The 24854-nt window shown below is 59.6% G+C and carries 22 protein-coding genes; 17 read left to right on the forward strand and 5 right to left on the reverse strand.

Annotation, left to right across the window (positions count from 1 at the left end; all coding sequences use genetic code 11):
* Nucleotides 1-173 precede the first annotated feature (173 nt).
* Nucleotides 174-1622 (forward strand): aspartate ammonia-lyase, encoded by a 1449-nt coding sequence (gene aspA, locus QP981_RS04970; protein WP_016422793.1) that lies wholly within the window; start codon nt 174-176, stop codon nt 1620-1622.
* 39 nt (nt 1623-1661) lie between these two features.
* On the forward strand, nt 1662-2975 hold the full coding sequence (locus QP981_RS04975; RefSeq protein ID WP_284857557.1) for an anaerobic C4-dicarboxylate transporter: 1314 nt from the start codon (nt 1662-1664) through the stop codon (nt 2973-2975).
* 178 nt (nt 2976-3153) lie between these two features.
* On the opposite strand, the gene QP981_RS04980 is transcribed toward QP981_RS04975, so the two are convergent.
* Nucleotides 3154-4041, reverse strand: a complete 888-nt coding sequence (locus QP981_RS04980; RefSeq protein WP_049170646.1) for a RecB family exonuclease — start codon at nt 4039-4041, stop codon at nt 3154-3156.
* A gap of 135 nt (nt 4042-4176) precedes the next feature.
* Between QP981_RS04980 and QP981_RS04985 the strand changes: the two genes are divergently transcribed.
* From QP981_RS04985 to QP981_RS05055, 15 genes are all read left to right on the forward strand, one after another.
* On the forward strand, nt 4177-5019 hold the full coding sequence (locus QP981_RS04985) for a tRNA (adenine-N1)-methyltransferase (RefSeq protein WP_005510776.1): 843 nt from the start codon (nt 4177-4179) through the stop codon (nt 5017-5019).
* 109 nt (nt 5020-5128) lie between these two features.
* Complete coding sequence (gene arc, locus QP981_RS04990; RefSeq protein WP_284857559.1) at nt 5129-6706, forward strand: proteasome ATPase; 1578 nt, start codon at nt 5129-5131, stop codon at nt 6704-6706.
* A complete protein-coding gene (gene dop, locus QP981_RS04995; protein WP_070858581.1) occupies nt 6699-8276 on the forward strand; it encodes a depupylase/deamidase Dop in 1578 nt (525 codons plus the stop codon). Before arc ends, dop begins: the two co-directional genes overlap by 8 nt.
* Before the next feature lie 60 nt (nt 8277-8336).
* Nucleotides 8337-8531: a ubiquitin-like protein Pup gene (locus tag QP981_RS05000; protein WP_005510795.1), complete on the forward strand. Its 195-nt coding sequence runs from the start codon at nt 8337-8339 to the stop codon at nt 8529-8531.
* 69 nt (nt 8532-8600) lie between these two features.
* Nucleotides 8601-10061, forward strand: a complete 1461-nt coding sequence (gene pafA, locus QP981_RS05005) for a Pup--protein ligase (protein ID WP_284857591.1) — start codon at nt 8601-8603, stop codon at nt 10059-10061.
* A gap of 43 nt (nt 10062-10104) precedes the next feature.
* Nucleotides 10105-11133, forward strand: coding sequence for a helix-turn-helix transcriptional regulator (locus QP981_RS05010; protein WP_284857561.1), 1029 nt, complete (start codon nt 10105-10107; stop codon nt 11131-11133).
* A complete protein-coding gene (locus tag QP981_RS05015) occupies nt 11133-12164 on the forward strand; it encodes a helix-turn-helix transcriptional regulator (protein ID WP_284857563.1) in 1032 nt (343 codons plus the stop codon). The genes QP981_RS05010 and QP981_RS05015 overlap by 1 nt, the downstream gene beginning before the upstream one ends.
* 74 nt (nt 12165-12238) lie before the next feature.
* Nucleotides 12239-12550, forward strand: a complete 312-nt coding sequence (gene tatA, locus QP981_RS05020; RefSeq protein ID WP_284857564.1) for a Sec-independent protein translocase subunit TatA — start codon at nt 12239-12241, stop codon at nt 12548-12550.
* An 18-nt stretch (nt 12551-12568) separates the two neighbouring features.
* A complete protein-coding gene (gene tatC, locus QP981_RS05025) occupies nt 12569-13795 on the forward strand; it encodes a twin-arginine translocase subunit TatC (protein WP_284857565.1) in 1227 nt (408 codons plus the stop codon).
* 24 nt (nt 13796-13819) lie between these two features.
* Nucleotides 13820-16606: a DEAD/DEAH box helicase gene (locus tag QP981_RS05030; protein WP_284857566.1), complete on the forward strand. Its 2787-nt coding sequence runs from the start codon at nt 13820-13822 to the stop codon at nt 16604-16606.
* Between the two features lie 89 nt (nt 16607-16695).
* Entirely contained in the window at nt 16696-17811 is a 1116-nt protein-coding gene (locus QP981_RS05035; protein ID WP_069359532.1) for a M24 family metallopeptidase, read from the forward strand.
* 32 nt (nt 17812-17843) lie between these two features.
* Nucleotides 17844-18608, forward strand: a complete 765-nt coding sequence (locus QP981_RS05040) for an SDR family NAD(P)-dependent oxidoreductase (RefSeq protein ID WP_224433489.1) — start codon at nt 17844-17846, stop codon at nt 18606-18608.
* Nucleotides 18605-19831 (forward strand): precorrin-6y C5,15-methyltransferase (decarboxylating) subunit CbiE, encoded by a 1227-nt coding sequence (gene cbiE / locus QP981_RS05045; RefSeq protein WP_284857567.1) that lies wholly within the window; start codon nt 18605-18607, stop codon nt 19829-19831. The genes QP981_RS05040 and cbiE overlap by 4 nt, the downstream gene beginning before the upstream one ends.
* A 46-nt stretch (nt 19832-19877) precedes the next feature.
* Complete coding sequence (gene cobM / locus QP981_RS05050) at nt 19878-20651, forward strand: precorrin-4 C(11)-methyltransferase (RefSeq protein WP_016422807.1); 774 nt, start codon at nt 19878-19880, stop codon at nt 20649-20651.
* Entirely contained in the window at nt 20639-21379 is a 741-nt protein-coding gene (locus QP981_RS05055; protein WP_272715521.1) for a cobalt-precorrin-6A reductase, read from the forward strand. Before cobM ends, QP981_RS05055 begins: the two co-directional genes overlap by 13 nt.
* A gap of 24 nt (nt 21380-21403) precedes the next feature.
* Here the strand turns inward: QP981_RS05055 and QP981_RS05060 are convergent, their stop codons facing one another.
* From QP981_RS05060 to QP981_RS05075, 4 genes are all read right to left on the reverse strand, one after another.
* Nucleotides 21404-21709 carry a hypothetical protein gene (locus tag QP981_RS05060; protein WP_284857568.1) on the reverse strand — a complete coding sequence of 102 codons (306 nt, stop codon included), beginning with the start codon at nt 21707-21709 and terminating at the stop codon, nt 21404-21406.
* Nucleotides 21690-22286, reverse strand: coding sequence for a hypothetical protein (locus tag QP981_RS05065; protein WP_284857569.1), 597 nt, complete (start codon nt 22284-22286; stop codon nt 21690-21692). Before QP981_RS05065 ends, QP981_RS05060 begins: the two co-directional genes overlap by 20 nt.
* 298 nt (nt 22287-22584) lie before the next feature.
* Nucleotides 22585-24195 (reverse strand): precorrin-3B C(17)-methyltransferase, encoded by a 1611-nt coding sequence (gene cobJ / locus QP981_RS05070; RefSeq protein ID WP_284857571.1) that lies wholly within the window; start codon nt 24193-24195, stop codon nt 22585-22587.
* 3 nt (nt 24196-24198) lie between these two features.
* Nucleotides 24199-24849, reverse strand: a complete 651-nt coding sequence (locus QP981_RS05075) for a precorrin-8X methylmutase (protein ID WP_070602648.1) — start codon at nt 24847-24849, stop codon at nt 24199-24201.
* Between the last annotated feature and the right edge of the window lie 5 nt (nt 24850-24854).

The raw sequence follows: 24854 nt of genomic DNA on the forward strand, positions 1-24854 counted from the left end.
GACGTAAGTAGTAGGCTTGGCACTGAGCATGCGCACGGCGTTAGCCGTACTGACATAGTCCCCTTATGCCGGAAAAGCGGCAGTTGCGCCAGCGCTGTAGTTTTGACGGTGTAACCGCAGCGCCACGAATTGTGGTTCATAAGACTGCGCCTACGAGAAGGGATTGCTTCCACATGTCCGCAACACGTACCGAGGTCGACCTGCTTGGCTCTATGGAGGTTCCGGCAGAGGCTTACTACGGCATCCACACCCTGCGCGCAATCGACAACTACCAAATCTCAGCCAAGACCATCAACGACGTGCCCGAATTCATTCGTGGCATGGTGATGGTAAAGAAGGCCACGGCCATTGCCAACCAGCGCGTCCACACGCTGCCCAGCGATGTTGCAGACATCATTGTCGCCGCATGTGATGAAATCCTGGAAAAGGGACGCTGCATGGATCAGTTTCCAATCGATGTCTTCCAGGGTGGCGCTGGCACCAGTCTCAACATGAACACCAACGAGGTCATCGCTAACCTCGCTCTGGAACTGCTCGGTCTGGAAAAGGGCCGATACGACGTCATTCACCCCAACGATGATGTCAACCAGTGCCAGTCAACCAACGATGCCTACCCAACAGGTTTCCGTCTTGCTATCCACATGTCGCTGCTGAGCTTGCAGAAGCACTTCGACTCCCTGGTTGAGGCTCTACACGCCAAGGGTGATGAATTCAACGACATCATCACAATGGGGCGCACGCAGCTGCAGGATGCCGTTCCAATGACCCTGGGACAGGCTTTCCACGCATTTGCCCACAACCTTGAGGAAGAGCAGGAGTCCATCGCAACTGCGTCGGCACGCCTGCTGCAAATCAACCTGGGAGCAACCGCTATCGGTACCGGTGTAAATGCGCCGGCAGGCTACCGCGAGGCCGTGACCCAGGCGCTGCGTGAGGTCAGTGGCTTTAAGGTGACCTCTGCGAAGGACCTAATCGAAGCCACCAGCGATACCGGCGCCTACGTCAGCGTGCATGCATCCCTGAAGCGCGCGGCCATGAAGATTTCCAAGATGTGCAACGACCTGCGCCTGCTGGCATCGGGTCCACGAGCCGGACTGAATGAAATCAACCTTCCGGAGCGCGCCGCTGGGTCTTCGATTATGCCGGCAAAGGTTAACCCGGTAATCCCAGAGGTCGCGAACCAGGCCTGCTTCAAGGTCTTCGGCAACGACGTGACCCTGACCTGGGCAGCCGAGGCTGGCCAGTTGCAGCTAAACGTGATGGAGCCTGTCATCGGCGCATGCCTCTTCGAGTCGATTGAACTGCTGCGCAGTGCTACCGACACTCTGCGCGACAAGTGCATTACCGGCATCACCGCTAACCCGGAAGTTTGCCGCGGCTATGTGGAAAACTCCATCGGTATCGTGACCTACCTGAATCCGGTCATTGGCCACCACGAGGGCGATATGATTGGCAAGGAAGCCGCTCGCACTGGCCGCTCCGTCCGGGACATTGTCCTCGAACGCGGGCTGATGGACGAGAAGGAGCTCAACCAGGTCCTGAGCACCGAGAACCTCATGCACCCGGAATACCGGGGGAAGCGCTACGTGGCAGGGGAGTCTCGCCTCGACGATTTGTCCTAAGCGGCAACAAGTCTAACGAGTGACTTTTCGGAGATACACATGTTAGTTGCCGTCCAAATCTCTATCGTTCTAGCAGCGATCCTCCTTGGCGCGCGTCTTGGTTCAATTGCTATCGGGTTCGCCGGTGGGCTGGGCGTTTTGGCGCTGGGCATCACCGGGGTTCCGGTCACCAAAGACGACATTCCGTTCGATGTCATCGGCATCATTATGTCGGTAATCGCGGCAATTGCCGCTATGCAGAAGGCCGGAGGCATGGACTATCTCGTCCACATTGCCGAACGGTTGCTGCGCAAGAATCCGCGTCACATCACCTACTGGGCCCCGGTTGTCACCTACCTGATGACACTGCTCGCCGGCACCGGCCACACCGCATTTTCCACCCTCCCAGTTATCGCCGAAGTATCCAAGGAGGGAGGCGTTCGCCCGTCCCGCCCGCTGTCCGTGGCGGTCATCGCATCTCAGTTGGCGATTACGGCATCACCCATTTCAGCGGCTGTGGTGCTGATGGCTTCGCTCATGGAACCCCGCGGCGTTGGTTATCTCACACTCCTGGCGATTGTCATTCCTTCGACGTTCCTCGCCATCCTTCCGACCGCCTTTGTCACGAATCACCTAGGCAAAGAGCTTGACGACGATCCGGAGTATCAAAGCCGCTTGGAAAAGGGGTTAGTCTCCAAGCCACGTGGCCAGATGAGCAAATACGTGCCAACCAAGTCGGCCAAGTGGTCCGTGGCGATTTTCCTACTCTCGATTCTCGCGGTGATGGTCTATGCGACCATCAGCACTGAACAGGTCGGCCTCATCGCTGACCCCACGCTCCCACGAAACGAGGCGATCATGTCAATCATGTTGACCGCTGCCACCGTTATCGTGCTGGCCTGCAAGTTGGACGCGGCAACCATTTTGAACACACCGGTGTTCAAATCGGGCATGTCCGCCAGCGTCTGCGTTCTCGGTGTGGCGTGGCTGGGAACCACAATTATCAACCACTACATCGACGACATTAAGGCCGCGTCCGGCAGCCTACTGACCACAATGCCGTGGATGCTGGCAATCGTGCTCTTCTTCGCGGCCGCTTTGCTGTACTCGCAGGCGGCCACGGCAAAGGCCATCATGCCCGCTGCACTCGCGGTGGGAGTTTCTCCCATCACTGCGATTGCTTCCTTTGCAGCGACTTCCGCGCTATTCGTACTGCCTACTTACCCGACGCTTCTTGCCGCGGTGGAGATGGACGACACTGGCACAACCCGAATTGGCAAATACGTGTTTAACCACTCGTTCATCATCCCAGGCATCTTATGTATTGCCCTGTCCGTCGCGTTTGGATTCGCCTTCGGCAGCGCACTGCTGTAGTGGTGGGCTACCTAAAACACCGCATAGAGAAACTGACTAGGTTTATGACAAAATCGAAGCTCTGAATTCCATTCACCTGTCATAAACCTAGTCAGTAACTTTTACTGGCACCGTTACCGCCGACGGTGGCACCCCGCGAAAGCTAAGTTCGCCGCGAGAGCCACCCCATCCGCAGCTTTTACTCAGTGCCGCCATCGCCGACAGCACCCGGCCAACCGGGGTACTCCGGTGTGACCCCGCCATAGGCAGGGCACATCTCCTGGAAAGAACACCACCCGCAGAGCTTGGACTTCTTCGGTACAAAGTCACCGTTTTCACCGTCGCGCACGATCGCCGACCACAAGTCGGCAATCTCCGCTTGGAAGGCCTCTAATTCTGTCGCGTTGGGACTCAGCACCAGATCATCGGCAACCTTCAGGTACATCAACCGCAGCTGTTCCGGGATACGACCGGTGAGCCGCCACCACACCAGCGCGTAAAACCGCATCTGGAAGAGTGCCTCATCCTGGAAGCGAGGAGAGGGCTTCTTGCCCGTCTTGTAGTCGACAATCCGAACCTCACCGGTCGGGGCAATATCGACGCGGTCGATAAAACCACGAAGTGGCACCGACAACGGCACAGTCTGATCTGCATCCGGATCGATAACCAGCTGAACGAATTTTTCCATCTCGGCCGCATCGAAGCCCATGGGGTTTTCCATCATGAAATAGCCCTTGAGCAGGCCGCGGCATTCGACCAGGAAGTCGTAGTAATCATCCTCCGGAACTAGCTCAATCAGTTCCTCGTCCTTTGCACGCATGTCCTCCCAGGTCGGCTTCAGCCGTTTCACCGCTGCGGGGTAAGTGCGTTCTTCACGGGGCCAGGCATGCATCTGTTCGAGCACAGCATGCACCAACGTGCCCTTGACCTGCGCGACAGTCGACGGCTCCGGAATCTTGTCAATCGCACGGAACCGGTACTTCAGCGGGCACTGGCGGTAGTCATTAGCTCTCGACGGCGACAGCGCCAACTTAGAGCGGCGGGAAGGTTGAACTGCTGACTTAGAACTTTGGGCATTGTCGGGCATACTAGCCAGGTTAGAGTACCGCCCGGATTTGGCTGCACCCGACATGACCCGACCCAACCAAACCGAACCAGACCCAACCCGACACAACCCGACCCAACCCGACCCAACCAAACCCCAAAAGGAGCCCACACACCTATGGCATTGAGCGGACCATTCCAAGTCGGCGACCGAGTCCAGCTGACTGACTCGAAGAATCGCCACTTCACCGTCATCCTCGAGGAGGGTGGCAAGTTCTTCACCCATCGCGGCACCATCCTCCACGACGACCTCATCGGCGCCAAGGAAGGCACCACCGTCACCTCCGGCGAAGGCACCGTCTACCTGGCGATGCGTCACTTGCTGGTCGATTACGTCCTGTCCATGCCGCGCGGTGCTGCGGTGATTTACCCGAAGGATGCTGCACAGATCATCGTCGAGGGCGACATCTTCCCAGGTGCGCGCGTGTTGGAGGCCGGCGCTGGCTCCGGCGCGCTCAGCCTCAACCTGCTCCGCGCCATCGGCGCTGACGGGCAGCTTATTTCCTACGAGGTCCGCGAGGATCACATCGAGCACGCGGAACGCAACGTTGTCGACTTCATGGGTCACAAGCCCGACAACTGGGACTTGCGCCTGGGCGATCTCAACGAGGCCTCCGTCGAGTCGCTCGGCGGCCCGGTCGACCGAGTCATTTTGGACATGCTCGCTCCATGGGAATGCCTGGACACCGTCTCGAAGGTGCTTCAGCCTGGCGGCGTGCTCATGGTCTATGTCGCCACCGTTCCGCAGCTAATGAAGGTCATGGAGGGCATCCGCGCGCAGAAGTGCTTCACCGAACCACGCGCCTGGGAATCCCTGGTCCGCGACTGGAATGTTCAGGATCTCTCCGTCCGCCCGGCGCACCGTATGCAGGCACATACCGCATTCCTGGTGTGGGCACGCAGGCTTGCCGACGGCACGGTGCCTCCGCGCCCACAGCGACGAAATCAAAAGAAACTCTAGACCCGCCGCTACGCGCTGGGAGGTGTAGCCGTCGTAAAGCGTGATGCGACACACGGTCTAAATCGACCAAGCAACAACGGCATCTGGCCCTATGGGTAATCTGGGATACATGACAACGCCGTCTGACAAAATCCGTGATCTTGAGCAGAAGAACTACAACCTCGGCATTCGAAATAATCGCCTGGTTGAGCTGTTGCGGGACTCCCGTAACAAGCTAGAGCTACTGCGCCAAGACATGGAGGACATGCTGGAGCCGCCTAGCACGTACGGTATTTTCCTTAAGCCGGGGCCGGAGAAAGGCACCGCAGAGGTTTTTACCGGAAATCGACGGATGCGCCTGCGGGTGCAGCCGGAGATTAATGAGCGGGCGCTTCGGCCGGGCGCACAGGTGCGTCTGAATGAGGGCTCGATAATCGTGGAGGACTGCGGTTATCCGGAAAGCGGCGACATCGCCAATGTTCGTGAGGTGCTGCCGGATCGGGAGCGCATTTTGGCCTCGGATACTCACGGCGAGGAATTCGTGGTGTCTCTGGCGGGGGATCTGTCGCCGAAGCCGGGGGACTCGGTGATGATTGACCGCAAGTCGGGCTATGCGTTTGAGGTCATTCCGAAGTCCGAGGTGGAAAACCTGGTGCTGGAAGAGGTACCGGATGTCACCTACACGGATATCGGTGGTTTGGACAGCCAGATTGAGCAGATTCACGACGCCGTGGAGATGCCGTTCCTGCAGCCAGAACTGTTTGAGCAGTACAACCTGCGTCCGCCGAAGGGTGTGCTGCTCTACGGCCCTCCCGGCAATGGTAAGACGCTGATTGCCAAGGCTGTGGCTAATTCGTTGGCACGCAAGATTGCGCTATCCCGAGGCAAGAGCGAGGCGGAGGCGCAGCGGGCGCAATCGTACTTCTTGAATGTCAAGGGCCCGGAGCTGCTGAACAAGTTCGTGGGTGAGACCGAGCGTCAGATTCGCCTGATTTTTGACCGCGCTCGCGACATTGCCGAGGATGGCAAACCGGTTATTGTCTTCTTCGATGAGATGGACTCGATTTTCCGCACTCGTGGTTCGGGTATCTCCTCGGATATGGAAAACACAGTGGTCCCGCAGCTGCTCAGTGAACTTGACGGTGTGGAGGGGCTGGAAAACGTCATCGTGATTGGTGCCACCAACCGCGAGGAGATGATTGACCCGGCAATTCTGCGCCCGGGACGCCTGGATGTGAAGATCCGCATTGAGCGCCCGAATGAGACTGCGGCGAAGGATATCTTCCGCAAGTACTTGACTCCAGAGCTGCCGTATAACGCAGCCGAGGTGGAAGCGCGCGGTGGGGCGGAGCAGAATGTCGCACACCTCATTGACCAGGTTGTTGAGCGGATGTACGCCAAGACGGAAGAAAACGAGTACGTGCGGATCCGCTATGCCGATGGCACCAGCGAGGTTATGTACTACCGCGATTTCAACTCCGGCGCGATGATTTCCAACATCGTCGACCGTGCGAAGAAGTCCGCCATCAAGTCGGTTATCGCTGGCGGCGAGGCTGGTATTAGCTTGGATCACCTGCTGTCCGCAGTGGCGGAGGAGTTCGCGCAGAACGAGGACCTGCCAAACACCTCGAACCCGGATGAGTGGGCTCGCATCTCCGGTCGTCCAGCGGCGCGCGTTGCCTCTGTCGAGGTGATTCGTCATGGCTAATTCCGCCGCCAGTTCTGCACAGCCGAACCGCTTCTTCGGCACTGAGATTGAGTACGGCATTTCCAGCCCGGACAACCCGGATGTCAGCCCGATTCTCACCTCCACGCAGGCCGTGCTGGCTTTCGCGCACGAGCAGGAGGAGGGCCTGTCGGGGCGCATCCGCTGGGACTACGCACCGGAGTCGCCACTGCGTGACAGCCGCGGCTTTGACCTGCGCCGCTACCACCAGCCGCCGATTGTTGACCCCAACGCCGTCGGCGCTGCAAACCTGCTGGTGCAAAATGGTGCTCGCTTCTACGTCGATCACGCGCACCCGGAGTACTCCTCACCGGAAACGGCAACTGCCCGCGAGGTGGTTATCGCTGACCGCGCAGGTGACAAGATTATGCTGCGCGCAGCTCAGCTTGCCGCCGAAGCCACCGATGCCGAGGGCAATCCAGGTCCGACGCTGAAGCTCTACCGCAACAACGTCGATGGCAAGGGCGCCTCGTATGGCGCCCACGAGAACTACCTTTTCTCCCGAGAAACTGAGTTCGATGACATTGTCGCCGGTCTGACGCCGTTTTTCGTCACTCGCCAGGTGTTCACGGGCGCTGGTCGCGTAGGTCTGGGGCAAACGGGGCAGGAGTCGGGTTTCCAGATTTCGCAGCGCGCGGACTACATCGAGACTGAGGTCTCGCTGGAGACCACTTTGAACCGCGGCATCATCAACACCCGCGATGAACCACACGCCGACTCCAATCGCTTCCGCCGCCTGCACGTCATCATCGGGGATGCCAACATGAGTGAGGTCGCCACCTTCCTCAAGCTGGGCACCACAGGTTTGGTCATCGACGCCATCGAGGACGGCGTGCGTTTCGACGACCTGCAGCTCCGCAACCCCGTCGAGGCCGTCCATAAGGTCTCCCGAGACCTGACTTGCACCGAGAAGCTGCAGCTGGCAGACCATGTCACGTGGATGTCCGCAGTGGAAATGCAGTACGAGTACCTGCGTCGCGTGGAGAGCTACGACCAGCAGGGCGACGTCGTCAAGCTCTGGCGTGAAGTGCTCGACGTGCTTTCCGACGACCCCCGCAAGGCAGCCCACCTGCTGGATTGGGTGGCGAAGTACAACCTCATGGAGGGCCTGCGTACCCGCCTGGGCGCGGGCTGGGACCACCCGAAGTTGGCGTTGATTGATATTCAGTACTCGGATATCGATCCGGCTCGTGGGCTGTACCATGCGCTGGTGCGCCGTGGTTCGATGCGCACGCTCGTGACAGAGGAAGAAGTCGACCGCGCGGTTGAATACGCGCCGGAATCCACACGTGCGTATGTGCGCGGTGGCATTCTGCGCCGCTTTGGCAAAGATGTCGTCGCGGGCAGTTGGACCAGCTTGGTGGTGGACACCGCGGGGGTGTATCGGCGCACTCGTGACGTGGAGTCGCCTGGAATTACGCTGGCCTACATTACGCTGGATGAAGTTGACCGTTTCACTGCCGCAGAATGCGGTGACGTGTTGGAGTCTGCGGAGACAGTGGCCGAGGTGGTCGAGCATCTGCGTACGCTCGGGGCTATCCGCGAACAATAGGCACGCATAGTGCAGCAATAGGCAGTAATACTCAATAGTTTTTCTTGAAGGAGCAATATCATGGCTGGTAACACTCAGGTTTTCGGCGGCGGTTCCGGCGGAGGCGACGAGGAAGAGTTCGGCGAGGTCGCTGGCGGCGGTCAGGCTCAGGAGCACGTTGCAGCTGCTGACGACCTGCTGGATGAAATTGATGGTCTGCTGGAGAACAACGCCGAGGAGTTCGTGCGCTCGTATGTACAGAAGGGTGGCCAGTAAAAAGTGACTGACCAGCAGGTAGGGCAGCAGGAGCCGGAAACAACGCCGACACCGGTACCGGCGCAGGCGTTGACCCGACGCATCACCGGCATTGAGACCGAGTTCGGCATCACTCTGACGCTGGATGGCTCGCGCCGCCTGGGGCCGGATGAGATTGCCCGCTACATGTTCCGCCCGGTGATCGCTAAGTACGGGGCAACCAACATTTTCACCCCCAATGCTGGTCGTATGTACCTCGATGTCGGAAGCCACCCGGAGTACGCCACTGCTGAGTGCGATTCGGTCTCGCAGCTGGTCGCGTACGACCGCTCGGGCGAGGTCATCTTGAACGAGCTCGCCGAGAAAGCCGAGGCAGAGCTTGCCGACGAGGGCATCGGTGGCAAGGTCTACCTGCTGAAGAACAACGTTGATACCGTCGGTAACTCCTACGGTTGTCACGAAAACTACCTGGTTGGTCGTGAACTGGGACTGAAGTCCCTGTCCAAGCTACTGTTACCTTTCTTGGTTACGCGACAGCTCATTTGTGGTGCGGGGAAGATTTTCCTGCCGTACCCAACCTCGCCGTATCACAACGATCCGATTCAGTACTGCTTCTCACAGCGCGCGGATCATGTGTGGGAGGGGGTCTCCAGTGCAACGACACGCTCCCGGCCGATTATTAACACTCGCGACGAGCCACACGCGGACTCCAACCGATTCCGCCGCCTGCACGTCATCGTGGGCGACTCCAACATGAGTGAGACGACGACTGCACTCAAAATTGGCTCCACTCAGCTGGTCCTGGAAATGATTGAAGCCGGCGTGAAGTTGCCGGACTTCGAGGTCGCCAACGAGATCAAGTCCATCCGTGCGGTGAGCCGCGATATGACTGGCAAGGCCGAGATTCCACTGCGCAGTGGCAAAACTGCCACCGCGCTGCAGATTCAGCGCGAGTTCCTGGACGCTGCGACGGAGTGGCTGAAGGTCCGCGAAGAAAACATGGTCAACGAGGACAAGGGCATTGCCGGTGCCGGCACGTCGAACGAAGAAATGAGCCGCATTGTCGAGCTGTGGGGTCGCGCGCTCGATGCCGTGGAAACCGGTGACTGGTCTCTCATTGAGCACGACATTGACTGGGCCATTAAGTACTCGCTCATGAAGCGCTACCTGGACCGCGGTCTAACGCTGGAGGACCCCAAGCTTCATCAGATCGACTTGGCCTACCACGACATCCGTCCCGGCCGCGGCATCTTCCGCGCGCTGGAAGCCCGTGGTATTGCCTCGCGGTGGATTACCGATGAGCAGGTCGCTGAGGCGGTCCGCATCGCACCGCCAACTACTCGTGCGAAGCTGCGCGGTGATTTCCTCGTTGCAGCTGAAGACTCCAGTTTGAAGACCGTAGCGGACTGGACACACCTGAAGATTTCCGGCGACGATCCCATCTCCACCATGCTCGGCGACCCCTTTGCCACGGAAAACGATGAGGTCAATGAGATGATCGAGATTCTGACGGCCGCGAAGAAGACCTCGGATACGGATCCGGAAAACTAGTTCCGCCCCCGGAAACTGCCCCAGGAAAAGGAGCCCCACAGTCGTGTCTGTCCCACCGGTATCGGAAAGCCCCGGATCCGCTGCAATCAGTGAGAACCAACGCCAGGTTCAACTGCTGTTGGCGCTTGCCGACGACACCGGGTGGGTCAGCGAGTCGTGGATCTCCAAACATGTCGAGGGTTACTCCCGTGTTTCCGAGGATTCCCGGGCTCGTTATTTACGTGCGGACACCGCAGCACTCCTGGCAGCCGGGGTCCCGGTGGAGGTTTCGTCGTCAAGCGCGGGCGATAAGGTCAAGCGTCTGCGACTGAATAGACTACGGTGGCCCCAGCACGACCCCGAGTTCACTGAAGCGGAGGCTTCGGTGGTTTTCCAGGCGGCGAATGCGGCGTTTGGTTCGGAGGAGCTGAGCTCGACGGCTGTGGCGGCGTGGCGGAAGCTCGCATCGTTTGCGCAGCGCAGCGCCATTGCGAAGCCGGATGAGTCGGTGGTGGTGGCCGATGCGGTGGATATGAGTCGAGTGGATTTCAGCACACTGCTGACTGCAATGACCTCGCCGCGCCGGACAGTGGAGATGTGGTACTCCCGCCAGTACGGCGTGGATGATGAACTGCGCATGCTGGAGCCGTGGGGTCTGATTAACCTGCGCGGGCGCTTTTATGTGTTGGGCTTTGATCCGCAGCGTGAGGCGGCGCGTATGTTCCGGCTCAGCCGTATCCGCGATGTGTCGGATACAGGGACGTCGGCGACCCAGCCAATGCCCGATGGTGACTTGCAACAGATTGCGGAAAACATGTTGCACCGCGGTGGCAAGACCTATCAGGCGGTTGTTCGTATCGCTCCGAATACCTGCGCTGATGTGGTGATGAAAGCGACCGCGTTGGGGGATGGGCGCTACGAGCTGCCAGCGGCACCTGTGAGTGAGATTGTGTCCACAGGTTTGAGTTACGCACCGGATTTGATTGTGGAATCACCTGAAGAGGCACGGTCGGAGATTATTGCTCGGTTGGAGCAGGTACTCGCTCGCCATGGCGGATCGAATGGTGCGAAGAACGCTTTGGAGGGCAACTAATGACAGTGCATGCAGCCCGGGAACTTGACGCGAATGTCAGTGTCGACGAGTTGTTGGCGGTCGTACCGTATTTTTCGCAGCACCGTTCAATGACAGAGGCCGCTACCGAGCTGGCCATTCCTTTCGCCCGAATTCGGGCAATAGTGGAGCAGATTGCCGACATCGACCAGCCGGGACTCCTCGGAGTGCGGGCTTTTGAAGTTGATTACCGCAACAGCTTTGACGTCCGCATTCGCCCTCAGGCAACGGTGCTCAGCCAGCCACGTGCGCTCACAGCCGAAGAGACCGCGACCTTGCTGCTCATCCTGGAAACCATCGAGGACTCCGCGGCCGCCATTTCCTCCGAGGCCGCGCAGACGGCTGCGACGAAACTACGCAGTGCTCTGGGAACAAACGTCCCCATTATTGACTCGACCGCCGCGGAGGATGGCAAGGCCTTTTCCTTTTCTGAGCAGATTTACTCCGCGCTGCATCAGCGCAAGGTGTTGAAGGTGCGCTACCGGAATGCCTCGGGGCAAGTTACAGTCCGTGAGCTTGACTGTGTCAACGTTTATACAGTTGAATCCACTACGTACCTCCGCGCTGTGGACCGTGCGCAGGAAGACCGTCGCCAGAAGAGCTTCCGCGTCGACCGCCTGGAGGCCGCCGAGGTCCTCGACACTCCCGCCGGTTTCCACCGCCCAGAGCCTGTCGATATCCGTGATCCCCACGCCTTTGGTGCGGAAACGGGAACGTCCGAATGGGCAAGTGTGCTTATCGACGCCGACGCCACCTGGATCGCAGACTATGAACCGGTCTTCTTTACTGAAGATGAGGGAGAAGAAGAGGATACCGAACTGGTCTCTGACCAAGGCTTAGGGCAGTCGGAATTTGTCGCTGACGTGCCGATGTCCGACTTGGCCGCAACAGTCTCCTTTGTGCTCCGCCGTTCACCGAGCGTAACGGTCGCTGAGCCCTTAAAATTGAAAAACGCCGTTGTTGCGCGAGCCCGCGAAGCTTTGGCAGAGTATGGTCGAAACGACAAGGCTTAAATCAAAGCTTAAATCGCGCACGATGTGGCAACTTGCCACTTGTATTTGTATTCATTTGAAAGGTCTCTAAGCGGATGCCGAACCTAGGTCCCTGGGAAATCATCATTATCCTGGTCGTTCTTGTCTTGCTCTTTGGTGCAAAGAAGTTGCCAGATGCCGCTCGTTCGCTCGGCCGCTCCATGCGTATCTTCAAGTCCGAGGTCAAGGAAATGCGCAACGATGACGCGCAGCAGGAGCAGGCTGCAATCCAGCAGGCTCCGCAGGCCCAGCCACAGCAGCCGTACCAGCCGCAGCAGCAGTACCAGCAGCCGGCACCTCAGGCTCAGCCGCAGCAGCAGTACCAGCCGCAGCCTGGCCAGAACAACCCTGGCCAGCCGCAGCAGTAGTAGAAGGCCGGTTGAAGCGTGACTTCAGCTACATCCACATCACGTCCTCGGAAGCGCCAGCGTAAGCGCAATCCCGAGGGCGTGATGACTATTGTCGAGCACATTCAAGAGCTCCGGCGTCGCCTCGTTCTCGCCCTCGCTGGTATTGCCGTCGGCACTGTTGTGGGCTTTATCTGGTATCAGACCGCCTTTACCATTGGCCAGTTCCGCATACCGTTTACCTCGGTCAATGTTGGCCCTGTGCACTTTAAGTCCCTGGGTGAGTTGCTCAAGGATCCGTACTGTCAGCTTCCACCCGAGATGCGTCTCGGCGGCGGCGAAGGTGCGGAGTGTCGTCTGCTGGCGACCAGCCCGTTTGAAATGTTCATGCTGCGTCTGAAGGTCGGTGCGCTGGCCGGTCTGGTGATGTCGTCGCCATGGTGGCTCTACCAGATTTGGGCCTACATCACTCCCGGCTTGGTTCGGAAGGAACGCCGCACCACGCGCAGAGTTGTGACTGCCGCCGCGCTGCTGTTTGTCATGGGTTCCGTCCTGGCCTACTACGTTGTCGCCATCGGTCTGGAGTTCTTGCTCCAGATTGGTGAAGAGACGCAAATTTCTGCACTCACCGGTTCGCAATACTTCGGTTTCCTCTTGGCGCTCATCGTCTGCTTTGGCGTGAGCTTTGAGGTTCCGCTTTTCCTGGTCATGTTGAACATGGCCGGTGTCGTTACCTACGAGAGCATCAAGGACAAGCGCAGCATCATCATTATGTCGCTGTTCATCTTTGCGGCTTTCATGACTCCGGGGCAGGAACCAATATCTATGGTCGCAATGGCGACGTCACTGACATTGTTGGTGGAAATCGCAATCCAGATTTGTCGTCTCCATGACCGTCGTAAAGCAAATGAGCGACCTGATTGGTTGGACGTCGATGACGAGCAAGGCTCCGGACCCATTACAGCGTCCGGCCCGATTGGCTCCGCCGGCGGTATCGGTGATGTGGGCGGCATTGACGCCCCGACTTCAGTAAGTGTGCCGACGTCGATTCAGCCGGGCGGCATGCCGACGGCATCAGCGGCCCCGACGACCTCCCCGGTCTCTGGCCCGACGCCAGTGAACGCGCCGACGCCGACGCGGGCATCCCAGGTGCGCCCGACTCGCAATTCTCGTCCACCACGGCCACGGGGCATGATTCCGGAGACTCCGATGCCGACGCAGGACTTGCGAAATCGTCCGACGAGCGACTTTGATGATGTTCTCTAGCGCGGTTTATGACACTCTAGAGGCATGACTCTTCTCGGCGATTTCGTCAGCCAACAGGATTTCGATCTTGACGACTTTCAGCTCCGCGCCTGCCAATCAATTGAGGCAGGGCGGGGCGTTGTCGTCTGTGCACCCACCGGCGCGGGCAAGACTATTGTTGGCGAATTCGCTATTTATGCAGCTCTTGAGCGTGGCGGCAAGTGCTTTTACACCACACCTATCAAGGCGTTGAGCAACCAGAAGTACCACGACCTAGTCGAGGACTACGGCGAAGACCGCGTGGGCCTGCTCACTGGCGACACTTCGATTAACGGCGACGCAGACATCGTGGTGATGACCACCGAGGTGCTGCGCAATATGATTTACGCGATCTCGCCGACGCTGAAGAAGCTCACGCATGTGGTTATGGATGAGATTCACTACCTCGCTGACCGCGAGCGCGGCGCTGTCTGGGAAGAGGTTATTTTGAACCTCGACCAATCCGTGGCCGTCATCGGTTTGTCGGCGACGGTGTCCAACTCCGAGGAGTTCGGTCGCTGGCTTTCCACGGTGCGCGGGCACACGGACGTTATTGTCACGGACCTGCGCCCGGTTCCGCTGCATCAGCACATGCTGGTGGGAAACCGGCTCTATCCACTCTTCGAGGCGAAGTCGGACAAGGTCAATCAGGACCTGCTGGAGGCGTGCCGTCGTGCCGAGTTCGGCTACGGGGACGCCGGCTCCAGGGAGCGTTACCAGTACAAAAAGCACAAGGGGGGTGGCCGCTCGTATAGCTGGGGTGATAAGGGGCAGCGCAAATTCCGCCCGCCGAAGCGCGGCGATGTTATCCGCATGCTCGGCTCCATGAACATGCTGCCCGCGATCGTTTTCATCTTCTCCCGCGCGGGCTGCGAAGGCGCGCTGGCGCAGGTCGGTGCTACGCGCGCAGAGCTCACCGACCGGGATGAGCAGGAGCGCATCGCCAAGATTATCGATGACGGTGTTGCACACATTCCGAAGGAAGATCTGCAGGTTCTCGGTTTCCTGCGCTGGCGCCGCATTCTCATCCGTGGTTTTGCGGCGCACCATGCGGGCATGCTGCCGGCGTTCCGGCACATTGTGGAAGAGCTCTTTAACGAAGGCCTGGTCAAGGTTGTCTTCGCCACCGAGACGCTTGCGCTGGGCATCAACATGCCTGCCCGCACGGTCGTGCTGGAGAAGCTGGTCAAGTTCAACGGCGAAGCACATGTGGATCTCACGCCGGGGCAGTACACGCAGATGACCGGTCGCGCTGGCCGCCGCGGTATCGACACTGTCGGCAACGCAGTGGTGCAGTGGGCCCCGGCAATGGATCCGAAGGCTGTCGCAGGGCTGGCATCTACGCGCACATATCCGCTGATTTCCACCTTCGCGCCGAGCTACAACATGAGCGTCAACCTCCTGCAGACGCTCGGCTACGAAGGCTCGAAGCGCGTCATGGAGCGCTCATTCGCCCAGTTCCAGGCGGATGGCGACATTGTCGGAGTCGCCGCCGAACTGTCCAAGGCCAAGCAGGAAGCCGCGGCCCTGCGTGCGGAATTGCTCGGCAGGGGAGCCGATGCGCACGCTGAAGGGGCGGAGGCTGAGGGGTCGTCGTCAAGCGAGGAAGGCAGTTCGCGTGACGACGAGCGCCTAACCCAGATGCTTGAATACCTGGATTTGCGCGCGAAGCTGACCCAGGAGGAGAAGAACGCCAAGCGTCGCAATATTGAAGACCGCCACACAGAAACAGTGACCGCGCTGCGCAGACTCCGTCGAGGCGAGGTTATTCCGCTGCCGAAGGGTAAGAAGGTGCAGTTGGCGGTGGTGTACCGGGAGGACCATTCGAAGTCGAATCCACGTCCCGGTGTCATCAGTGTCGGCGGGTTCGTGGGGCGTGTGGAGCCGCATATCTTCCCAGCGGCGCCGCAGACGGTCGGCGCGATTAAGCTGCCTCGGGATGCGGACCGGCATCCGCGACGTGCGCTCGGAATTGTGCGCGCAGAGATTGGCCGCAAGGGGCTAAAGGGACCAAAGAGGCTGAAGCGTCGCACTGGTGGCAACTCGCCGGCGGTGAGGAAGTTGCGCCAGGAGCTGCGCGAGCATCCGCTACATGGCGATCCTGCGGTGGAGACGATGGCTCGTCACGCCGATACGCTGCGGCAGGCCGAGGCGCATGTGGCCAAGCTGCAAAAGCGCGTCGATTCCGCCTCGGATACATTGGCGCGCACATTCGACCGCATGCTGCAGTTGCTAACACAAATGGACTACGTGGAATGGCCGGAGGGCGCGGAGCCGACAATTACCGAGGAAGGCCTTCGGCTGGCGCAGATTCACAACGGCTCGGATTTGCTGGTGGCCACGTGTCTGCGCCGCGGTATTTGGGATGACCTGGACCCCGCGGAACTGGCCGGTGCGGTGTCGAGCTTGGTCTTTGAAAACCGCAAGGCCAGTCAAGGCAGTGACGAGGTGCCTACCGAGCCGCTGGCCAAGGCGCTGGGGAACACCTACCGCATCTGGGAGGAACTGTCGGAGGATGAGCGCCGTTACCGGCTGCCGGTAACGGACTTGCCGGATATGGCTTTTGCTACGGCAATTCATCAGTGGACTGCGGGTGCACCGCTGGGGTACTGCCTGCAAGCCGCCGCCGAGAGTGGCGCGGAGCTGACCCCGGGCGACTTTGTCCGCTGGTGCCGTCAGGTCATTGACCTGCTGCAGCAGATCAAGAAGACGGGCTACTCCACGGACATTCGCGACAAGTCCGCCGAGGCTATTCAGGCAATTCGCAGGGGCGTAGTGGCGCTGAACAATTAGTTGCCGGTTACGTTGGTCAGCCGAAGCCTCGTCGCCCCGAGGCCACTCAACCGGCGACGGGCACAGGCCGACGGGTACAGTTGGCAACTATGAGCAACGGTATCTTTAGCTTTGGCATCTATCAGCAGCGTCTGGATCGCACTGCGGAGCTACTCCGCAGCCGCGATGCGGACGCTGCAGTCTTTGGAACCGGCGCTGACCTGCAGTATCTCATTGGTTCTGCGGTCACTTCGCATGAACGCCTGACGGCGCTGGTGGTCACTGCATCCGGCACTACCACACTGGTACTGCCCGCCGTGGAGCGCGGGGATCTGCCGCTGTGCGCTATCGGTGATCTCAACGCCGATGTGGTGTTGTGGGAAGACGGAGAGAATCCGCACCGCATTGTCGCCGACTTGGTGGGCCACGTGGGCACCCTCGCAGTGGGCGCTTCGTTGACCGCTGACCACTTGATTCCCATTCAGGATCTCACTGGAGCCAAGACTGTATTGGCCGGAGACCTTCTGAAGGAACTGTTCATGCGCAAGGACGCCGCTGAGATTGATCAGCTGCGCGAGGCCGGCGCCGCTATTGACCGCGTTCACGCTCGTGTGCCGGGTATGCTGCGCGCAGGTCGCACTGAGCGCGAGGTCGCCGATGAGATTTCGGCTGCCATCCTGGAGGAGGGGCACGTCGCCATTGACTTCGTCATCGTCGGCTCCGCTGAAAATGGTGCGAATCCGCACCACGATTTCTCCGACCGCGTCATCGAGGAAGGCGACGTGGTGGTCGTCGATATCGGAGGCACCTTGCCGCTTGGCTACCACTCCGATTGCACGCGCACCTATGTCGTCGGCAAGCCGGGGGAGAAGGAAGCTGCAGCGTGGGCGGCTCTGCGCAAGGCGCAGGAAGCTGCCGTGGCGGCGGTGCGCCCCGGTGTGACGGCTGCAGAGATCGATGCGATTGCGCGTAATAGCCTCACCGCTGCGGGCTACGGCGAGTACTTCATTCACCGCACTGGTCATGGCATTGGCCTGTCCACGCATGAAGAGCCGTTCATTATGGCTGGCAATGAGCTCAAGCTCGAGCCTGGCATGGCGTTTTCGGTGGAGCCGGGTGTGTACCTGCCGGGTGAGTTCGGTATGCGGCTGGAAGACATCATCGTTGTCACCGAAGACGGCGGAGAATCGGTCAATAATGGTCCGCACGATTTAATTACCGTCTAATCGAGGTTTAGAGGAAAGGTATTTTCTAGCGCATGGGACACGTACTCGTTCTTGGTGCCACCAGCGAGATCGGCGGGGAAGTTGCCGCGCGACTGGCCAACCACAACACCTTCACGCTCGCTGCGCGCCGCACTGAGGCGCTCGACGGCATTGCCGGTCGGCTCATCGACTCCGGTGCCGTCGCGGTGCACCGCATCCACTTTGATGCCGATGACATCGCGGCACACCGCCAGTTCGTCGAGCACGCCTGGCAGCACGGTCCCATCGACACGGTGATTGTCGCGTTCGGTATCCTCGGTGATCAACGGAAGTGTGAGGAGTCCGGCGAGGCTGCTGCGGCAGTCATTCATACCGACTTCACAGCACAGGCATCGATTCTCACTGAGATTGTCGCGCGCATGGAGTCCGACATCGCCTCCGGCACGCTGCCTGTGCGCGATAAGGTCGCGGGCCGCATCATGGCCTTTTCCTCTATCGCAGGTGCCCGCGTGCGCCGCGCCAACTACGTCTACGGTTCGGCGAAGGCCGGTCTCGATGGTTTCCTCCAGGGCATGCAGGACCGCCTGCACGGGAGCCATATTCAGCTGACGATTGTCCGGCCGGGCTTCGTCATCGGCCGCATGACCGAAGGCATGAGGCCAGCGCCGATGTCCTCGCGCCCCGCCGAGGTCGCGGAGGCCGCCGTCACTGCTTTCGACGGTCGGAAGCCCCACGTCTGGGTGCCGCGTAAATTGGCATTGCTCGCACGCGCCACACATCTGACTCCGCGCTGGATTTGGCGCAAGATGCCCCGATGAGCCCAAAGCTTCGCGTCGTCGGCATCGGCTGCGACGGGTACCCTGGCCTATCCGCCCGCGCTGTCGAGGCGTTGTCGTCGGCTCGCCGCATCATTGGCTCTCCCCGTCAGCTCCATTTGCTTGCCGACGTCAACCTGGACGCCGACCTCTCACCTTGGCCAGGTGGCTTCTGGAAGGATTGGCGGGCCACCCTGGCAGATATTGACCCCGCAGTCGATGTCATCCTCGCCAGTGGCGATCCCATGTTCCACGGTGTCGGCGCGTCCCTGGTCCGGGAGCTCGGCCGTGGCGCCGTGGAGGTTATTCCAGCGCCATCGTCAGCCTCGTTGGCCTGCGCCTACCTCGGCTGGCCCTTGCATGACACTCCGGTGATTTCGCTGGTGACAGGGAAACCGGGGCTACCTGGTGCCGCGCGTGTGGTACCGGTAGCGGATTCGATGCGGCCCTTCCTGGTGCTGTGCCGAAACGCGGACTCAGTAAAAGAGGTCGCTACGGTTTTAGCCGACCGCCCAGACACCAAGCTCACCGCGCTGACCAATCTCGGCGGCACGGAAGCTACAGGGCTGCCGGAGTCCGTTTCCGAAGGCACGGTGGCGAACCCACCGGTTGCAGCTGGCAACCTCACGGTGCTGGCGGTGGAGCCGTCGGGAAGCGCGCGCGGCTGGCTGCGCGACGGTGACTTTGATTCGGACGGTCAGCTGACGAAGGCGCCGATTCGCCAAATGACGGTCGCTGCGTTGGATCCGCGGCCGGGAGCTCTGCTGTGGGATGTCGGCGGTGGCACGGGGTCGATTGGCATTGAGTGGGCTCGGCACGGCGGACGTGCGGAAATTTTCGAGCGCGATGCTGTTCGTGCAGAGCGAATTGCTAAGAATGTGGCGGCTCTGTCTGGCAATGTGACCGTCCACCACGGAGCGGCACCAGCGGTGTTGGCAGACTCGAATCTTCGCCCAGATGCCATTTTCATCGGCGGAGGTCTCACTGCTGACGGAATGATTGAAACCTGTTGGCAACGCCTTGCCCCGGGAGGCACCATCGTCGCAAACACCGTGACGCTGGAGTCGGAGGCTCTGCTGTGGCAGGCACGTCGCGACTATGGCGGGGATGTCACCCGGATTTCCGTGGAGCGCGCAGGTGCAGTCGGCAGTTTCACTGCGTGGCGCCCTGCGTTGCCGGTGGTGCAGTGGGTGGCGGAGAAGCCAGTAGAGCCTGCGCTACCATAGACGTAATTTCTCTGTCTAGAAAATATTGAGGACTCTGTAACTCACAATGACTGTGTATTTCATCGGTGCAGGCCCGGGGGCAGCGGATTTGCTGACGCTGCGCGCGGACCGGCTTATTCGTTCCTGCCCAGTGTGCCTTTACGCGGGATCGATTGTCCCGCCTGAGGTGCTGGAACACTGCCCCGAAGGCGCAGAGATCATCAACACCGCGCGAATGCCGCTGGATACCATCATCGAAACCATTCAGGCAGCGCATGCGGCGGGCAAGGATGTCGCACGCCTGCAGTCCGGCGACCCGTCGGTGTGGTCGGCGCTGGCAGAACAGGTCCGTCGTCTCAGCGAGCTCGGCATTGACTACGAAATCGTTCCGGGTGTGCCGGCATTTTCCGCGGCTGCGGCCGCTCTCGGCCACGAGCTCACGGTGCCAACTGTTGGCCAGTCGGTGGTGCTGACTCGTATCTCCGGGCGCGCTTCCAAGATGCCGGAGGGCGAGACCCTGGAGAACTTCGGCCGCACGGGCGCAACTCTGTGCATTCACTTGGCCGCCCACGACATCGATCGTGTGGTCGAGGAGCTCACCCCGCATTATGGTGAGCACGGTCCGGTGGCAGTCGTGGCTTTCGCATCCCGTCCGGAACAGGTTATTCTCCGCGGCACGCTGTCTGATATCGCGCAGCAGGTCAAGGATGCAGGTGTGACTCGTACCGCTGTCATCATTGTCGGCAAGGTGCTCACCGCCGAGGCGTTCCCGGATAGCTACCTCTACAGCGATGATCGTCCACGCGATGAGCACGGACGGACCATCCCATGCGTGCACTAATTCTGGGTGGGACTGCTGAAGCCCGCGCCCTGGCCAAGCGCCTAGTGGGCGAGGGCTGGTTTGTCACCTCTTCACTGGCCGGTCGCGTTTCCAACCCCAAGCTGCCCGTCGGCAATGTCCGTATCGGCGGTTTTGGCGGTCCCGCAGGACTGACTCGATGGCTAATCTCCGATGCCACGGAAGTCATCATCGATGCCACGCATCCGTATGCAGAACAGATCAGCGAATCTGCTGCTGAAGCTGCCCGCGCTACCGGTCTTCCGCTTGTTGCGCTGCATCGCCCTGCGTGGGAGAAGCAGCCAGGCGACAACTGGATTGAGGTGTCCTCCATGCAGGAGGCCGCGGACGTTGTTGCCGACCGTTTCTACAGCCCGTTTCTCACTATTGGCCGTCAGCAGCTTGCTCCATTTGCCGGTGACTCCAACGGCCGTTACCTCATTCGCTGTGTGGAACAGCCCGCGCCGCCGCTGCCGAAGAATCGGAAGATTATTCTCAGCCGTGGGCCTTACGATGTCGCAGCGGAGCGCAAGCTCATGCGGGATTACGCCGTGGACTGCGTAGTGACCAAAAACTCCGGTGGTGCTGCTACCTACGCCAAGATTGAGGCCGCCCGCGACCTGAAGAAGCCGGTCGTTATCGTGCAGCGCCCACAGCTGCCCGGCGCGGATATCGCCACCGTCGCCACAACGGTGGATGAGGCGTACAACGCCGTCATCCGCCGGGCGTAGCGGCTAATTCTAGTGTGAACTAACTTATCGCACCGGCTGCCACTCTGTTTGCTCAGTGGGTACCTGCTCGATTCCACCAGAAGGACTCAATATCAGCCATGCGATAAACATAGCGATTGTCAGAAAAACAGAAATTAATGTGAAAGTAATCCACCGTCGACGATATTCATCCTCGGCTTTTTTGGCCTCGAACAGGCCATAAATTCCAGTTAGAAATGGAATTGGAAACGCGATATAAACGCCAGCCACAAACAGAATGACTGCAAGAATCTGAAATCCCCAGTCAATCAATCCCGGCGCTCTTTTATTATTAGCACCTTTCGCTTGCATTATATTCTCCAGATGGTCGAATAGTCGCTGAGATACAGACCGTCCTTTGACCTGCCCCAATGCCGTCAACCACAATGGACTGCTCAAAGTTCTCCGAAGTTCGCACGAACCAACCTGCCCCTACAGCATACGAAGCTGGATTCGAGGCCGAACCCCTATACGACCATGTAGGAGTACTGGTTTCCCCACCGTGATCGAGAACTTTGACATTCTTAATCTTTTTACCTGGGGTTCCGCAGATTTCAACAGTCTGCCAGTAAGTATATAGGGTGTTACCCATAACAGCCTTTTGCTCAAACCGGGCACCATCCTTTCGGCAGTAGTCAGCCCCTCCCTGTGCAAAAGGCTTCGTTGAAAGATTCGACGGCTGTGGCAATCGTTTTACAATCAACTCACCCGGAGTTGTATAGGCTCTCAGAAGGCTTTTTTGGTGGTTATCTAACTCCGCCATCGTAAGGCGGCCTTCATCAATCGCCCTATAAAGTGATTCAGCCTGAGCTGCCACGGGACGTGCAGGTTCCTCAGCGCTAGCAACGGGTGAAAAGATGATACCCGCTAAAATAAGGGCAGATTCCACTAGAAGAACTTTTTTCCTATCACCTAAACCTCCTTTTATGTCTGTGATCGCCCCGAGCATAACACTGTAATTGAGCTACGCTCAGAAATATCATCCGATTAAATAAGCAATCTCCGCCGAGAAAGGGGTAGACAAAAGTGGTAGGAATTTGGGCCAAAGGAACCATATTTGCGACTGGATACTAAATCTCGATTCAGCAATTCCACTTTTCAAATTGCCGCGGCCAGCGTAAATAATCTTCCTTTCAATTCACGCACCGGTATCTAATAGCGACGATGTGCGCTGGAAAACGCCAAAACTAACGCAGCAACTCGCCAGTTCCACTGGTGCCGCCCTCACCGTAGTGACGTGCGGTGTAGACCCGAGTGGTCTTGCCGGCCCGATACGCCTTCGTCGACGACGAACCAATAATCACCATGGTCCGCATATCGACGACATCCGGGTCGAACTCCGCCAACGTGGTCACGGTAACGTTTTCCTGCTCCGAGCCGACTGCCCGCGCGACAATCACAGGCGTTGTCGGCTCGCGGTATTCCAAAGCCAAGGCACGCAGCTCTCGGATCTGCCATCTCCGCGACTTGGATGCCGGGTTGTAGACAGCAAACGCCATGTCTGCTCCCGCTACGGCACGCACTCGCTTAACGACGACCTCCCAGGGCTTCAACCTGTCGGAGAGACTAAGCATCGCAAAGTCATGGCCAAGGGGAGCACCCACTCGACCTGCGACAGCCTGAGCCGCAGTCATGCCTGGCACGACTCGAACTGGAATGTCTCGCCACATATCGTCGTCAGCGACTTCCAGTACTGCGGCCGCCATGGCGAAGACTCCCGGGTCACCGGAGCTGACAACCGCGACGCGGCCGCCACGTTTGGCAATATCCAGGGCCATAGTGGCTCGTTCTGCCTCTACGCGGTTGTCAGAGAGGTGGCGGTGTTGCCCGGCGCGCTCGGGGACTCGGTTGATGTAGGTGGAGTAGCCCACCAGATCCGTGGCCCGGGCCAGTTCCTCGGTGACTTCTGGGGTGGTCCAGCGCTCCGCACCCGGGCCAAGGCCGACGACCACAACTTCGCCGACAGCTGGGATGGCCGGTTCAGTTGCCGTAACGGTGACTGCATCGGCCGCCGCATCATCAGCTGGCGAAGGCAACCCAGAAACACTGCGCTCGGTGCCGTAGACAGCGGAAGGCACGACGGCTACTGCAAAGTACGGAACTTTCTCCGGGTCTGCATCGGCCAGCGGGTAGCTGGTGTGCTCATTCATGGTGGCTCGCTCGACAACATAGGCGCGCTCGAGCATGCCAGCGGCCTGCAACGCTGTACGAACCTTCTCAACGTTTTTCCCCAGCTTCATAATGACTACACAGTCTGAGGCGTCAAGAACCGCAGCGATGCGCTCGGAATCTGCGGTGGCCGGGACAACGCTGACGATTTCGGTAGCCTCGCCGAGCGGCTGGCCAATCTCTGCTGCCGCCGCAGTAATGCTGGCCACTCCGGGGACAATCTCAGTGGGGAAGTCCTCGCTGAGGGCGTGATGCAGATGCTGGTACGAGCTATAGAGCATCGGGTCACCGAGCGAAAGCACCGCAACGCTTCGTCCCTCGGCCAAGTGCTTGTGCAGGCGAGCAGTGGCCTCTGCATAGAAACCGGCGAGCTGCTCGCGGTAGTCGGCCGGGCGCCCGGTGGTCACCGGGTATTGCAATTGCTCTTCCACGGCAGCGTCGTCACGCGCGTCAATCAGTTCGGCGGCGATTGAACGCGCCGTGGAACGTCCGTGAGTGCCGGCATGGTAGGCGATGACATCAGCTGTGCGGATGATGTCGGCACCGCGGAGTGTTATGAGACCTGCGTCGCCGGGGCCGAGTCCGACGCCGTAGAGATGACCAGGCTGAGCGCTGTAGGAGCCGGACATGATTTAGATGATCTCCTTTGCGGTGGCGATGGCATTGAGGGCAGCACAGGTGATAGCCGAGCCACCGCGACGGCCGGTGACGGTGATGTACTTCAGCTCCGGGTTTTCTGCACCGGAGTCGATAGTGGCCTGCTTGGATTCCGCGGCACCGACGAAGCCGACCGGCATGGCCAAAATTGCAGCCGGCATGGGGAAGGAGCCTTCATTGATGCGGTTGAGCAGGTGAAAGAGAGCGGTGGGAGCGTTGCCGATGGCGACGACCGCGCCCTCTAGGCGAGGCTTCCACAGTTCCACGGCAGCAGCAGTACGAGTAGTGCCGAGTTCTTGAGCCAGCTCGGGGACGCGCTCATCACGCAGCAGGCAGATGACTTCGTTGTCAGCAGGTAGGCGCTTGCGGGTAATGCCCGAGGCGATCATGTTGACATCGGTGAAGATAGGAGCGCCTTCCTCGAGAGCCTGGCGAGCTGCGCGCACAGCTCCCGTGGAAAAGACGATGTCCTTGGCCAGGTCGGTCTGACCTGCTGCGTGAATCATTCGGACAGCGACGGTTTCCTCATCGGCGTCGAAGCGGGAAAGATCACTTTCTTCGCGAATGATGGCAAATGAGTTGCGGTAAATATCCGCACCATCAGTGTTGTACTCAAAGCGCTTCATAGGCT

Source organism: Corynebacterium sp. MSK047 (genome assembly GCF_030232285.1).
GTDB lineage: Bacteria > Actinomycetota > Actinomycetes > Mycobacteriales > Mycobacteriaceae > Corynebacterium > Corynebacterium jeikeium_D.